The sequence below is a fragment of the Streptomyces sp. NPDC002324 genome (assembly GCF_053593335.1).
The window spans coordinates 82,240-96,548 of the sequence record NZ_JBSFCF010000002.1 but is presented as its reverse complement, the minus strand read 5'-3'; the positions used below and the strand labels follow the sequence as shown (position 1 = coordinate 96,548).

Genomic DNA, 14,309 nt, shown 5'->3' with positions numbered 1-14,309 from the left:
GGCAGCGGGCAGCGGGTCACGGTGGGTCTATCTCCGTTATCAGCGCGACGAGTTGGAACGGCAGTTCCTTGTCCCACTGGGAGACACCGAGGGCGACCCAGCGGCCGTCGGCCCGCCAGAGGTGCACGTCCGGAACGTGGGAGCTGAGCGCCGCCCAGGGCTCGGGTATCTCCTCACCCTCCATGGACCGGTCCAGGACACTCCACAGGCTGAACACGTCCGGGGCGCCCCAGCGTGCGGTGAGCCGCTCCGACAGGGCGTCCCGGTCCGCCTCGTACTGCTCCTCCGTCTCCTCCCGCCGCGTGCCGTCGTCCTCCCAGAAGTCGGCACTCGTCGCTAACTCGGCGACGAGGTAGCCCGGTCCGGCCTCGCCGACGTCCGACCGGCCGCGCTCCGCCGGGAAAGGCTCGGAGCACAGTCGGTCGATGACGGCGAGGTGCTGGGTGATGCTCATGCGGTCCAGTAAAGCGGGCACCACTGACAATTGGCGTGGTGTCAGGCGGCGGTGCAGGGGGTACGGCCGTGCGTCGCCGCCGGGGTCGTCCCCGTGCCGGCCGCGCGGCCGGGAGCCGGTGCACATGCCCGGCCGGGTCGGCGACCAGGTGCCCGGGCCGGGATTGCGCAGGTCGGGGGCGTCAGACACTCGCCGGGGGTCGACCGCGGCGAGTACCATCCGCCAAACAAGCGCGCGAGCTGGGAGGACGGACGTTGGGGCGACTGACCGGCGGGGATCCCTCTCTGCTCCGCAGGATCAACTCGGCCGTGGTGCTGCACGCGCTGCGGGCCACGGACCACGCGACACTCACCGAGATCACCCGGGTCACCGGCCTGTCCCGGCCCACGGTCGAGGGCGTCGTCGAGGGGCTGGTCGAGGCCGGGCTGGTGGTCGAGCAGGCCGCCGAGGAGGGGGCCGCCCGGCGGCAGGGGCGGCCGGCGCGGCACTACCGGTTCCGGGCGGAGGCGGGCCATCTGCTGGGCCTGGACGTGGGCTCGCACCAGGTGACCGCGCTGCTCGCGGACCTCGACGGCAGGGTGCTGGGCTCCCTGTCCAGGGAGATCTCCGAGGCGGCGTCGGCGGACGACCGGCTGGAGCGGCTGCGCTCGACCGTGGCCGAGCTGCTGCGCAGGTCCGGTGTCTCGCGGGCCTCGCTGCGGGCGGTCGGTGTCGGCAGCCCGGGGGTCATCGAGGCCGACGGCGCCGTACGCCTGTGCGCTGCCCTGCCGGAGTGGACGGGCCTGAACCTGGGCGAGCGGCTGAGCCGCTCCTTCAAGTGCCCGGTCCTGGTCGAGAACGACGCCAACGCGGCGGCGGTCGCCGAGCACTGGAAGGGCGCGGCCGCCGAGTCCGACGACGTGGTGTTCGTGCTGGCGGGGCTGAGCCCGGGCGCCGGTTCGCTGATCGGCGGGCGGCTGCACCGGGGCTACGGCGGCGCGGCCGGCGAGATCGGCGCGCTGCACCTGCTGGGCCGTGAGGCCACCCCGGAGGCGCTGCTGTCGACCACGGGCGAGCCTCTGCATCCGCTCGACGAGCAGGCGGTCGCCGAGGTCTTCTGCCGCGCGCGCGAGGGCGACGAGCGGGCCCGCGAGGCCGTCGACCGCTTCATACAGCGGCTCGTGCACGACGTGACGGCCCTCGTCCTCGCCCTCGACCCCGAACTCGTCGTCGTCGGCGGCTGGGCGACCGGCATCGACGACGTCCTCGACCCCCTCCGCGACGAACTGGCCCGCTACTGCCTGCGCCCGCCCCGCGTCGCCCTCTCCCGGCTGGGTGAGACCGCCGTCGCCATGGGCGCGCTCCGTCTGGCCCTGGACCATGTCGAGGAACAGCTGTTCGCGGTGGAGGGCACGGTGACGGCGCGGCGCTGAGCCGGTGCGGCACCGGGCCGGCTCAAGCACGGGGACGCGGTCCGTAGATCACGGGCGAGCCTGTCCACAGACACGAGAACGCCGCGCCCCGGAGACCGGGGCGCGGCGGGTGCAGCCGGAAGGGGCTGCCGGCGTCGTCAGGACGCGCGACGCTCCGGACCGTGGTGGATCTCGACGCCGCCGGAGTCGCCGAAGGTCAGTCGGCACGTGTCGGCACGGTAGGTGGCCAGGGACACCGCCGCCGTACGCCCCTCGGCGTAGAAACGGGTGGTGACGACGAGGACGGGCGCGCCGGGCAGCCGGTCGAGTTCCCTGGCGTCCTCCGCGCGGGCGGACCCCAGTTCCACCGAGCGGTCCTGCCCTTCCAGCTCCAGGCGCTGCAGCTCGCGCAGCACGGCACGCGCGCGTGCGGCACCCGAGGGTGCGTCTATGGCGGAGAGGGCGGGCACCGATTCCGCCGGGATGTACAGCAGCTCGGCGGCGACGGGCTGGCCGTGCGACACGCGGGAGCGGCGCATGACGTGCACCTGCTCGCCGTGCACGCTCTCCAGGATGTCGGCGACCGCGGTGGGCGGCCCGGCGGACACACAGTCCACGGCCTGCCAGGCGTCGTCGGCCGTGCCCGGCCACGCGTGCTGTTCGGTGCCGACCGCGACGCCCACGCGCGGAGGCGCCACGGTGGTGCCGACGCCGCGACGGCGCTGCAGCCTGCCCTCCAGTTCGAGCTGCTCCAGCGCCTGGCGGAGCGTGGCTCGGGCGACCCCGAAGCGGGCCGCGAGATCTCGTTCGTTGGGCAGGATCTCTCCCACCGCGAACTCGGAGTCCAATGCCTCACTGAGCACGGTCTTCAGATGCCAGTACTTCGGTTCCGGCACCGATTCGAGCTGCTGGGTCCCCACCCTGTCCTCCGCTGCTTCGCCGTGGCCGGCGGTGTTTTTGGCGCCCTTGTTTATTAAAGGTTGTTGCACTTTCTTGCGACCATAGGCCTGCCCCCACCCTTGGTCAAGACCAATCCTCGAACGCCGGGGCATCCGGCGGGCCGGACGCCCGGCAGCGTTCATCGAGGCTTCACGACAGTGCGGCGAAGCGGGACGGGAACGGGCGGCAAACGGACACGAACGGACTGTCCCGAGCCGCCCGGCGCGCTACTGCTCCACCGTCCCGCGCACTACTGTTCCTCCGTCATCTCCACCGTCCCGCGCACTACTGTTCCTCCGCCGTCTCCCTCGTCTCCGTCATCTCCGTCAGGGAGAGCAGTTTCTCGGGGTTTCGCAGGATGTAGACGCACTGGATACGCCCGTCGGCGACATCGAGCTGGAACACGCTGTCGACCTTGCCGCCGGACAGGAAGACCACCGCGAGGCCGCCGTTGACCTCCAGGAAGCGGAACGAGGCGTCCACCAGGCCCTTTCCGGCCACGCCATGCATGAACCGCCCCACCTTGTCGGCGGTTTCGAGGACACGCACCGGGGCCTTGCCACGACCGCCGCCGTCGCCCACCAGACGTACGTCCGGGGCCAGCAGCGCCATCAACCGGTCCAGGTCACCGCCGGCCGCGGCGGCGAGGAACCGTTCGGTCAGCTCGCGGCGTTCGGCCGGATCCACCTCGTAGCGCGGTCGCCGCTCGTCGACGTGCCTGCGGGCGCGCCCGGCGAGCTGGCGCACGGCGGGCTCGGCGCGGTCGATCATGGCGGCGATCTCGGTGTAGGGGTAGCCGAAGGCCTCCCGCAGCACGAACACCGCCCGTTCCAGGGGCGAGAGGGACTCCATGACGACGAGGACGGCGAGCGAGACGGTGTCGGCGAGGACGGCCCGCTCGGCGGTGTCCGGCACGGTGGCCCCGTAGTCGGTGACGTACGGCTCGGGCAGCCACGGACCGGGGTACGCCTCGTCACGCGCCTGCACCTGGCGCAGCCGGTCGATGGCGAGCCGGGTGGTGACGCGGACCAGGTAGCCGCGCGGTTCGCGCACCTCGGACCGGTCGGCGCCGGACCAGCGCAGCCAGGCCTCCTGGACCACGTCCTCCGCGTCGGCGACCCGGCCGAGCATGCGGTAGGCGACTCCCATGAGGACGGAGCGGTGCTCTTCGAAGACGTCGGTCGCGATATCGGTCGTCACCGTTCCATCCCATCCCGGGCGACGCGGGCCTGTCCAGGCGATTCCGCGCCCGCTCGCGGGCTTGTTACCCACAGGGACTACCCGCCGGTAGCAGTTGCTGACAAGCTGTCTACGAACGCCGTACCTCAGCGCGCCCACTCCCAGACGAGGAGCTGCTCCATGTCCGCCGCCACGGTCTCCTTCCAGGTCCCCTCCCCGCTCGGCCCGCGGCCCGTGACGGTCTCCTACACGCGCGAGGGCACCGGCGAGCCCCTGCTCCTGCTGCACGGCATCGGCCACCACCGGCAGGCCTGGGACCCGGTGACACACATCCTGGCGGCCGAACGCGAGGTCATCACCGTGGACCTCCCCGGGTTCGGCGAGTCCCCCGCGCTGCCGGACGGCCTCACCTACGACCTGCCCACGACGACGGCCGTGTTCGGCGCCTTCTGCGAGGCCCTGGAGCTCGACCGCCCCCATGTGGCGGGCAACTCCCTCGGCGGCCTGCTGGCCCTGGAACTGGGCCGCGAGAAGCTCGTGCGGTCCGTCACCGCCCTGTCCCCGGCCGGATTCTGGAACGAGGCCGAGCGGCGCTACGCGTTCGGCATCCTGCTCACCATGCGGCACATAGCGCGGCGGCTACCCCTCCCGCTGGTCGAACGCCTGTCCCGTTCGACGGCCGGCCGCACCGCCCTGACGAGCACCATCTACGCCCGTCCGGGCCGCCGTTCACCCGAGGCGGTGGTCGCCGAGACCCTCGCGCTGGCGGGGGCCACCGGGTTCGACGACACCCTGCGGGCCGGCGGCAGCGTCCTGTTCACCGACGACATCCCGGGTCTCCCGATCACCGTGGCCTGGGGCAGCCGGGACTGGCTGCTCGTCCCCCGGCAGGGCGTGCGCGCCAAGCGGGTCATCCCCGGCGCCCGGCTGGTGCGGCTGCCCGGCTGCGGCCACTGCCCCATGAACGACGACCCCGCCCTGGTCGCACGCGTCATCCTCGACGGCAGCCGCTGACTTTCTAAGGACCGCCGCCTGCGACCCCAGGACGACCCCGGCGCCGACCAGCACACTGCCCACGGCCCTGCGCGGCGCCGTAGAAGCCCGCGCCGACGCCGGTGGGGGCTCCTACGGCGCCGCGCAGTTCCCCGCACCCTTGGACAGCAGGGGCTTCGCCCGCTGCCTTTCAGGCCCGCCCCCGGCATCCCGGCCCGGCGGCCCGTTCGTCCTTCAGGCCCGCAGGGCCTGGGCTTTCAGGGGCGCGGGGAACTGCGCGACAAGCCCCGCCCACCCGCACCCCAGGGACGCCACCCGGGTCCCCAGCCCTCTGGGGGTGTCGCCGCTTCCCCCGGCGCCCGGCCAGTTGTTCACTTGTCGTTTGCGTGTGCGCTGCGGCGTACCCGTAGTTGTGACTGTGCACATTGGCCGGATCCGTCACTGGAGGCGCATTCATGTCACATCGTCCGCCGAGTCCCCTGCCCGGTCGCCGCAGCGTACTGCGCGGCTCGCTCGCCGCGTCGGCCGCGCTGGCCCTGCCCGGTTCCGTAGCGCTCGGTTCGGTGCCGGCGCTGGCCCTGTCGGGGCGGCCGAAGGCCGACTGGGGTGTGCAGGCCGGGGACGTGACCGCGCACTCCGGTCTGGTGTGGGTGCGGTCGGACCGGCCGGCCCGGATGATCGTCGAGACGTCCGCCACCGAGTCGTTCCGCAACCCGCGCAGATGGCACGGCCCGCTGATCGGCGCCGGCACGGACTTCACGGGGACGACGCGGCTGCACGGCCTGCCCTCGGGCGAGCAGATCCACTACCGGGTGCTGCTCGCCGACCCGGACGACCCGCGCCGCACCGGTGAGCCGGTCACCGGCACCTTCCGTACGACGTCCTCGAAGCGGCACTCCGGGGCGCGGTTCGTGTGGTCGGGCGACCTGGCCGGGCAGGGCTGGGGCATCAACCCCGACCGCGGCGGCTACCGCATCTTCGACGCGATGGGCGCGCTGGACCCGGACTTCTTCCTGTGCAGCGGTGACACGATCTACGCCGACGGTCCGATCGCGGCGACGGCCGCGCTCCCCGACGGAAGCACCTGGCGGAACGTCACCACCGAGGAGAAGTCCAAGGTCGCGGAGACGCTCGCCGAGTTCCGGGGCAACTTCCGCTACAACCTGCTGGACGAGAACCTGAAGCGGTTCAACGCGCAGGTCCCCTCGATCGTGCAGTGGGACGACCACGAGGTCACCAACAACTGGTACCCGGGCGAGATCCTCACCGACACCCGGTACACCGAGAAGAGCGTGGACGTGCTCGCGGCCCGGGCGCGGCGGGCCTTCAGCGAGTACTTCCCGATCTCCACGCTGCGGCCGGGCGCCCGGGAGGGCCGCGTGCACCGCGTGCTGCGCCACGGACCCCTGCTGGACGTGTTCGTGCTGGACATGCGGACGTACCGCAACGCCAACTCGCCCGACACGCAGACCACCGACCCGGTGGGCATCCTGGGCGCCGAGCAGTTGGAGTGGCTCAAGCGGGAGCTGTCGCGGTCGCGGGCGGTGTGGAAGGTGATCGCCTCCGACATGCCGCTCGGCCTGGTGGTGCCGGACACCGGCGACGGCAAACCGAACATCGAGGCCGTCGCCCAGGGCGACCCGGGCGCGCCGCTCGGGCGGGAGCTGCAGATCGCCGAGTTGCTGCGCTTCGTCAAGCACCGCAGGATCACGGGGACCGTGTGGCTGACGGCCGATGTGCACTACACCTCGGCGCAGCACTACCAGCCGTCACGGGCCGCGTTCACCGACTTCGAGCCGTTCTGGGAGTTCGTCTCCGGCCCGCTCAACGCCGGCGCCTTCCCGGCGAACACCCTGGACAACACCTTCGGACCCGAACGGGTGTTCATGAAGGCGCCGACGACGGCGAACGTCTCACCGGCGGGCGGCTACCAGTTCTTCGGCGAGGTCGACATCGACGGCCACAGCGGAGAGCTGACGGTACGGCTGCGGGAGCAGGACGGGACCGTGCTGTACACGAAGGTGCTCCAGCCGGGTCTCGTCGGCCAGTGACCCGGGCGCCGTAGGCCTGCCGTAGGCCTGCCGTAGGCCTGCCGTAGGCCTGCCGTAGGCCTGCCGTGAAGCTGTCGTAGGCCTCCGCATTTCGGCGGCGTTTCCGCAGGTCAGGGGCCGTTGTCAGTGGTCGCGCCTACGGTTTTCCCATGACGCGATCGCTACAGGCCGTGGCCTATACCCGACCCTCCGTGCTGGAGTCCGTGGCGGGCGGACTCCGGCTCGGGCTGGAGACCTCGCGGGGCGCCACCCCGACGGGGGTCCGGGACCATCCGCGGTTCTTCACCGGCTTCCTGACCTCCCCTCAGGTGGCCGCGGCGGGGCTGCTGGCGGTGGCGGACGTGGCGGCCGCGCGGTACCACCAGCAGCAGCTGCGGACCTCGCTGGACCCGGTGGTGACGGGCAACGGGGACCGGCTGCGGTTCGAGTCGTTCTCGGGCTGCGGCGGGGTCTACGCCCGCCTGGACGTGCTGGAGCCGGGCCTCGACGGCGGCGAGGTCGGCCACGGCACGACCAATGTGGACGTCAACAATCCGCTGCGGGAGGCGCTGTCCAGGATCGGCGGGGACGATCCTCTCCATCTGCGGGTCGGCCCCGAGGAATTGACCGTGACCACCCTGGACGGTCCGGTGGTGGAGAAGAGGGTGTCGCTGCCGGACCGCTGGCTGCGCGGTTTCGCCGAGGCCCAGGTCGTCGCGGCCGGGTTCGACCTACGGGCCGAGCTGCCCGCCGCCGAGGCCGTGCGGTTCCTGCGGTCGCTGCCCCGTGGCGGCGCGCGCGGCGCCTCGCGCGGTGCCCAATGGGTCGTGCCCGCGGGGCGCGCCCTGCGGCCGACCACCCGGCCCGTCCCGGGCGCGGTGTGTCTGCCCGGTCCGGAGCGGCTGGCAGCCCTGCGGCGGGTCCTGCGTCATGCCACGGCCCTGCGCGTCTACGGCCCGCCGGCGGCCGGTGCCGCCGCCTCGGCCAGCGCCTGGGAGGTGGTCCTGCCCGGTATGCGGCTCACCCTCACGCTGTCCCCGGAGGCCGGGCGTGGCTTCTCCGGCGAGGGCGGTGTCCTGGAGGCACTGGCCACCGACGAGGCGGCCGGGGACGCGGAGCTGATCGCGGTCCTGCTGGCCTGGGAGCCGCGCGTCGACGTCGGTGAGCTGGCCGCTTCCTCCGGCCTGCCGGCCGACCGGGTGCGGGCGGCGCTGACCCGGCTGGGCACCTCCGGGCGCGTCGGCTACGACACGGCGGAGGCCGCGTACTTCCACCGCGAACTCCCCTACGCTGCCGACCGCGTCGAGCGCCACAACCCCCGTCTGCGCTCGGCCCGCGCCCTGGTGGCCGCCGGTGCCGTCCTGCTGGACGGTGACCTCGGCACGGTCACCGCCGAGGACGGCCATGTCCACCGCGTACGGGAGAGCGCGGGGACCCTGAGCTGCTCCTGCCTCTGGTGGGCGAGGTACCGGGGCGACCGTGGCCCCTGCACACACGCGCTGGCGGTACGCATGGTCCGCCGGGGCGGGGCGTCGGCGCCGGACGGCACAGGGGTCGGCGCCGGGGCGGGCGTCGGCGCGGGGATCGGCGGGGGTGCGCGATGAGTTCGGCGGCGCTGATCGGGGCGGTGCGGGCGGGGGCGACGAGTGAGGTGATCGCTCTGGTGGACGGGATGACGGACACCGAACGGCGCGCGTGCATGCCGGAGTTGAAGCGGCTGCGCGGTCAGCTGCGCGCGGAGTCCTGGCAGTTTCCGGCCCAGCGGGCGTATCCCGCCCTGCACGCGGCGGGAGCCGCCTGCCAGACGGGTGCCGCCGCCGTGGCGGCCTGGCTCACCGGGCCGGAGCTGCGCCTGCGCCAGGCGCCGCCGGCGGTTCTGATCGACGTGCTCGGCGACCGCGATCCCGCCTGGCTCGCCGACCTCGTGCGCCGCCTGGCGGAGTGCCCCGCCTCCGCCGAGGTGCCGTACGAGCTGATGGCCGGCCTCGTCCGGCTCGCGGGCTGCCCGGTACCCACGTCCGAGGCCTATGTGCGGGGCTGGATGGACCACATCGGCTGGGCGCGCCGCAACGGGGGCACGGTCGTCGGGAACCTCCGCAAGGACCCGCACCTCCGGGAACTCGTCGCCGCGCTGTTCGAGACGGAGGAGATCGGCGCCCGCGGCGAGTGGCGGTACGGCGAGGGCCTGAACGACTGGACGTACGCCCTGACCCAGCTCACGAGGGTCGGCCTCCTGGACCGCGAGGTCATGGTCGACGGCTGCGTGGCCCGGCTGCTGCGCGGCGGCGCCTCCACGGCGGACAACAGGACCTTCCTGGGTCTGCTGACCGCGCTCGACCTCACCCGCGACGAGCAGCGCGAGCGGATCGCGGACTGGACGGCGCTGTGCTCCGACGGCCCCTCGACGGTGGCCGCGCACGCCCAGGGGTTCCTCGCCGGGCTCGCCCTGGACGGTGAGCTGGGCCCGCGCGCGCTCGCCGAGCTGTCGGACGCGGTCCTCTTCCGCACCGAGAAGAAGCTCGTCCGGGCCCAGCTCGTGCTGCTGGGCAAGGTGCTCAAGCGGGATCCGTCCACGGCGGCCGAGCTGCTGCCCGCGGTGGCGCGGGCCTTCGGGCACGCGGACACGGACGTGCAGGAGAGGGCGCTCAAGCTGGTGGAGCGGCATCTCCCCGGCCTCGGTTCCGGTGACCTCCTCCACGACGCCGCCGATCTGTTGAGCCCCGGCCTGCGGGCCCGGGCCCGGAAGGTTCTGGGCTCCCCGGCCGCGCGTGCCGACTCCGAGCCGTACCAGGAACTGCTGCCGGCCGTCCCGTCCCCGACGCGGCTCGCCCCCGCGCCGGAGACGGTGGCCGAACTGGCCGAGGAGGTGAGCGCCCTGCTGGCGTCGGACGGCGAGGTGGGCGCGTTCGAGCGGGCGCTGGACGGGCTCGTACGGCACGCGTACCGGGACCGGGAGGCGCTCGTGGCGGCCCTTGAGCCGGTGGCCGCGCGCCGCTGGTGGGCCGGGAGGGAACAGACATCGGTCGACCGTCACTTCCGCGAGTTCCCGGACGGGCTGGAGGTGGTCGTGGCGGCGCTCTTCGAGCGGGTGGGGACCTCCACGCCGCACCCGTCGTGCAACGGGGCCTCGGAGTCGGCCGGTTGTGTGCACAGCGCTCTGGCCGGGGCGTTCGAGGCCCGGTTGTGGGAGGTCGCGTACCGGATCCTGGCCGAGCCGCTGCCGTTCCTGCTGGCGACGCCCACCTGGAGCACGGGCTCGCTGGAGCCCGAGGAGCTGGTGACACGCCTCGACGCGTACCGTCGGCTGGGGGCGCGTCCGGGTGAGGTGGACTTCGCGCAGGCGCTGGTGCGGGTACGGCGCGACGACACGGCCGCGCTCGCGTCGGCGGCGGTGGCGGCCCGGGAGCTGGGCACGCGGGAGGGCGACCGGCTGGCCGAGTGGCTGCTGACCGACATACCGTCCCAGCCGCTCCAGCGAAGCCGCACGGCCGGGCCCAGGATCCTCGTGGAATTCGGTGAGCTGCCGGAGCTGCGGAGCGCGTTCTTCCCGCCCGCGTTCCGGCGGCTCGGCCGCCCCCTGTCGGTGTACCGGGGCAGCTGGCGCTGCCCCCACTGGCGCCACGAGGACTGGCGGCACTGGCTCGCGGTGGTGCCGGGCCGTCCGGAGCTGATGGCGGGGCGCGTCCTGCGCGATCTGTCTCTGGGGGCCATCGAGGACACCCGCACGGGGTTCCCCTTCCTGCCGACGCTGGCCGAGGCGGAGGGGGAGACCGGCGAGGCCGTACGCCTCTGCGTCGCGTACGGCCTGGGCGCGCGGCGCCCGGAGGACCGGCTCGCCGCCGTGGACGCCCTGCTGGTGCTGGCGGCACGGGGGCAGTTGGACGCGGGGCGGCTGGGCGCCGACCTCGGCAGCCTCGCGGCGGTGGGGAGCGTCAGGCCGTCACGGCTCGCCGAGGCGATACGGACGGCCGCGGCGACCGGGGCGTACGGCACCGCCTGGTCGGTGCTGCGCGAGGTGCTGCCGCCGCTGCTCGTCGCCCTCTCGGGCGAGGGGACGGCGCGGACGCCGACGCGGGGCCTCGGGGATCTGCTGGCCGTCGCCGCCGAATGCGCGGAGCGATGCGGGGCACACGGGGGGCTGCCCCATCTCGCGGAGGCGGCGGACCGCCGGGGCTCGTCCCGACTGGTGACCCAGGCCCGGCGACTGCGTGCGGCGCTGGAGGAGACCCCGGCGGCCTGACCGTCGGCTCGTGACCTCTACGGTCACGATGGGCATGGCCGGTGACCTCTACGGTCATCATGGGCATCGCTTCCGACAGCGCCGGTCATCAAAAATGCAACAAAAGGTGCAGAACGATGCTTTTACCGGTCAGTCACAAAGCGTTCGTGATCACGCAACACGGTTCGTTCACAGTGGCCCCATGACTTCTGACATGTCTGATGTGACGCGGGCGCTCGACGGCCGCACGACGCACCACCGGCTGCGCTCCGCCACGGCCGGGTTCCGCAGCTGGTGGGATCGGCGCCACGGTCACGCACCGCCGACGAGCGATACCGACGCCCGGCCGCCGCTCAGCGAGGGGCAGCAGGCCGGGCCGTCCGAGGCGGTCGCCCCCGTGGGCACGGGTGCGACCCTGATGTGGCGGATGCGGACGACGGTGAAGGACGCGCCGGGTTCGCTGGCCGTGCTGTGCACGGCGCTGGCGGAGCACCGGGTCGACATCCTGAGCCTGCAGACGCACCCGCTGGCCGAGGGCACGGTGGACGAGTTCCTGCTCCGCGCGCCCGAGGAGCTGTCGGCCACCGAGATCGGCCGAGCCGTGTCGGCGGCGGGTGGCACGGGCACCTGGATCGAGCGCGGTGACGCCCACGACCTGGTGGACGCGCCGACCCGGATCCTCGGCCTGGCCACCCGCACGGCGCTGGACGCGGCGGAACTCCCGCTCGCGCTGCGGCAGTTGCTGGGCCGCTGCACCATCCGCTCGCTGCCCGCCACCGCGCCCGGCTCGGGCCGGGTCCAGGAGAGCGCCCCGGTCGAGGGGGTCCTGGAGGAGACGGTGATGCGACTGCGGGCGCCCGAGGGCGGGACGATCACGGTGGAGCGGCCGTATCTGCCGTTCACGCCGACGGAGTTCGCGCGGGCGCGGGCCCTGGTGGAGCTGGACGCACGGCTGGGGCCGCGGATCCCGCGCAACGGGGACGTGCTGACGCTGCCCGAGGGCAACGACATCCTGGTGCGGCGCGCCGACGTCGGGGATCTGCGGGCGGCGAAGGCCATGCACGAGCGGTGCTCTCCGCGCACACTGAGCATGCGGTACCACGGGCCCGTGGTAGACGCCGACCGCTATCTCCGCCACCTGCTCAGCCCCCGTTTCGGACGGACGCTCGCCGCGCAGACGGCGTCCGGCCGGCTCGTCGGTCTCGGGCACCTCCTCTGGGACGGCGACGAGACGGAGATCGCGCTGCTCGTCGAGGACGACTGGCAGCGGCGCGGGATCGGCGGCGAACTGCTGCGCAGGCTGGTGGACATGGCGGCGGACACGGGCTGCGCGAACGTGTACGTGGTGACGCAGTCGTCCAACACGGGGATGGTCGCGGCGATGCGGGGGCTCGGGCTGCCGATCGACTACCAGATCGAGGAGGGGACACTGGTGATCACCGCACGGCTGGACGAGGCGGCGGTCGCCGCGCGGTCACCCGAACGGTCGGGCGAGAGGACCGAGTAGCCGGACGGGACCACGCCAACCCTGTCGGGCGGAGGCGCGGGCCGGCACCGGGTGCGGTCGGTGCCGGGTGCGGGTGCGGTCGGTGCCGGGTGCGGTCGGTGCCGGGTGCGGTCGGTGCCGGGTGCGGGTCGGTGCCGGGTGCGGGTCGGTGCCGGGTGCGGGTTGGTGCCGGGCGCGCGTACCGGTCGTCGCCGGGCGCATGTGCGGATGCCGGCCGGTTTCCCGTGCCCCCGGTGCACGCCCGCGAGGCCCTGGCATGGCACCATCGCTCCGCACGACGCCCCGGGTGACGCGCACCGGCGCCGAGGTGACGGTGACCGGGCCCCGTGCCTCAGGACCGCCCCGCGGACAGCACAGCCTCCTCCTCGGAGGCCCGCGCCCCGGTCCCCCCGGCGCCCAGCGCCCCGTCCAGGTCCGCCCACAGGTCTTCCACGTCCTCCAGGCCCACCGACATCCGCAGCAGCCGGTCGCTCACCCCGGCACCCCGGCGATCCGTCTCCTCCACGATGCGGTGGCTGATCGAGGCCGGGTGCTGGATCAGGGAGTCCACGCTGCCGAGACTCACCGCCGGGGTGATCAGCCGGACGGCGGCGATGACCTCGTGGGGGTCGCCGTGGACCTCGAAGGCGATCATGGCGCCGCCGATGCGCGGGTAGTGGACACGGGCGACACGCGGGTCGGCGGCGAGGCGGCGGACGAGTTCCGCGGCGGTCGTGGAGGCCGCGCGGACGCGTACGGGAAGGGTGGACAGGCCGCGCAGGAGGAGATAGCCGGCGAGCGGGTGGAGCACACCGCCGGTGGCGAAGCGGATCTGACGCAGTCGCCCGGCGAACTCCTCGTCGCAGGCCACGACCCCGGCCATGACGTCACCGTGCCCACCGAGGTACTTGGTGGCACTGTGCAGGACCAGCCGGGCGCCCTGCTCGACGGGACGCTGCAGGACGGGTGTGGCGAAGGTGTTGTCCGCGAGCAGCGGGACCGAGCCGCAGGCGTGGGCGAGGGCCCGCAGGTCCAGTTCGGCGAGGGTCGGGTTGGCCGGGGTCTCGACCAGCATCAGTCCGGTGTCGGGCCGCAGCGCGTCCGCGACGCCGGCCGGGTCGACCCAGGTGACCTCGGTGCCGAGCAGCCCGGCGGTCAGGAGGTGGTCGCTGCAGCCGTACAGGGGGCGTACGGCGACGACGTGGCGCAGGCCCATCGAGGCGCGGACGAGGAGTACGGCGCTCAGCGCGGCCATGCCGCTGGCGAACGCGACCGCGCTTTCGGTGCCTTCGAGGCGGGCGAGGGCGGTCTCGAAGCGGGCGACGGTCGGGTTGCCGAGCCGTCCGTAGACCGGCGGGCCCTCCGGCTCGGCGCCGTCCGTGGCGAAGGCGTCGATGCGGGCGGCCTCGCCCCGGCTGTCGTACGAGGGGTAGGTGGTCGACAGGTCGATCGGCGGGGCGTGCAGGCCCAGGCGCGCGAGGTCGTCGCGGCCCGCGTGCACGGCCTCGGTGGCCAGTGCTCTCGGCGTGGTGCGTGCGTGGTCGTCCGCGTGCGTGCTCGCTGAGTTCATGACAGGAGGGTGAACATCGAGCGGGAAGGAACGACCATGCACCGTGTT

General features: G+C 73.7%; 10 protein-coding genes. 6 read left to right on the top strand and 4 right to left on the bottom strand.

Translation table 11 applies throughout. The annotated features are described in order from the left end of the window. Window positions 1–16: 16 nt before the first annotated feature. Window positions 17–454, bottom strand: coding sequence for a hypothetical protein (locus ACWCRJ_RS03445; protein WP_450937686.1), 438 nt, complete (start codon window positions 452–454; stop codon window positions 17–19). Window positions 455–708: 254 nt separating this feature from the next. Here ACWCRJ_RS03445 and ACWCRJ_RS03440 point away from each other — a divergent pair, with 254 nt between their 5' ends. Continuing rightward, complete coding sequence (locus ACWCRJ_RS03440; protein ID WP_450937685.1) at window positions 709–1,866, top strand: ROK family transcriptional regulator; 1,158 nt, start codon at window positions 709–711, stop codon at window positions 1,864–1,866. Between the two features lie 137 nt (window positions 1,867–2,003). Here ACWCRJ_RS03440 and ACWCRJ_RS03435 read toward each other — a convergent pair whose 3' ends face one another. Further along, a complete protein-coding gene (locus ACWCRJ_RS03435) occupies window positions 2,004–2,765 on the bottom strand; it encodes a GntR family transcriptional regulator (protein ID WP_450937684.1) in 762 nt (253 codons plus the stop codon). A gap of 304 nt (window positions 2,766–3,069) precedes the next feature. Continuing rightward, the gene (locus ACWCRJ_RS03430; protein WP_450937683.1) at window positions 3,070–3,984 is read right to left on the bottom strand and encodes an RNA polymerase sigma-70 factor; all 915 of its coding nucleotides are present in this window, start codon (window positions 3,982–3,984) and stop codon (window positions 3,070–3,072) included. Window positions 3,985–4,143: 159 nt separating this feature from the next. Between ACWCRJ_RS03430 and ACWCRJ_RS03425 the strand changes: the two genes are divergently transcribed. The 5 genes from ACWCRJ_RS03425 to ACWCRJ_RS03405 all read left to right on the top strand — a co-directional run bounded on the left by ACWCRJ_RS03425 (window position 4,144) and on the right by ACWCRJ_RS03405 (window position 12,712). Continuing rightward, complete coding sequence (locus ACWCRJ_RS03425; protein ID WP_046914509.1) at window positions 4,144–4,977, top strand: alpha/beta fold hydrolase; 834 nt, start codon at window positions 4,144–4,146, stop codon at window positions 4,975–4,977. Between the two features lie 434 nt (window positions 4,978–5,411). Next, entirely contained in the window at window positions 5,412–7,007 is a 1,596-nt protein-coding gene (locus ACWCRJ_RS03420) for an alkaline phosphatase D family protein (protein ID WP_450937682.1), read from the top strand. Window positions 7,008–7,156: 149 nt separating this feature from the next. Further along, the gene (locus ACWCRJ_RS03415) at window positions 7,157–8,590 is read left to right on the top strand and encodes an SWIM zinc finger family protein (protein WP_450937681.1); all 1,434 of its coding nucleotides are present in this window, start codon (window positions 7,157–7,159) and stop codon (window positions 8,588–8,590) included. Then, the gene (locus ACWCRJ_RS03410; protein ID WP_450937680.1) at window positions 8,587–11,226 is read left to right on the top strand and encodes a DUF7824 domain-containing protein; all 2,640 of its coding nucleotides are present in this window, start codon (window positions 8,587–8,589) and stop codon (window positions 11,224–11,226) included. Before ACWCRJ_RS03415 ends, ACWCRJ_RS03410 begins: the two co-directional genes overlap by 4 nt. Before the next feature lie 181 nt (window positions 11,227–11,407). Continuing rightward, window positions 11,408–12,712: a GNAT family N-acetyltransferase gene (locus ACWCRJ_RS03405; RefSeq protein ID WP_450937679.1), complete on the top strand. Its 1,305-nt coding sequence runs from the start codon at window positions 11,408–11,410 to the stop codon at window positions 12,710–12,712. A gap of 331 nt (window positions 12,713–13,043) precedes the next feature. Here the strand turns inward: ACWCRJ_RS03405 and ACWCRJ_RS03400 are convergent, their stop codons facing one another. Continuing rightward, complete coding sequence (locus ACWCRJ_RS03400) at window positions 13,044–14,261, bottom strand: trans-sulfuration enzyme family protein (RefSeq protein WP_450937678.1); 1,218 nt, start codon at window positions 14,259–14,261, stop codon at window positions 13,044–13,046. Between the last annotated feature and the right edge of the window lie 48 nt (window positions 14,262–14,309).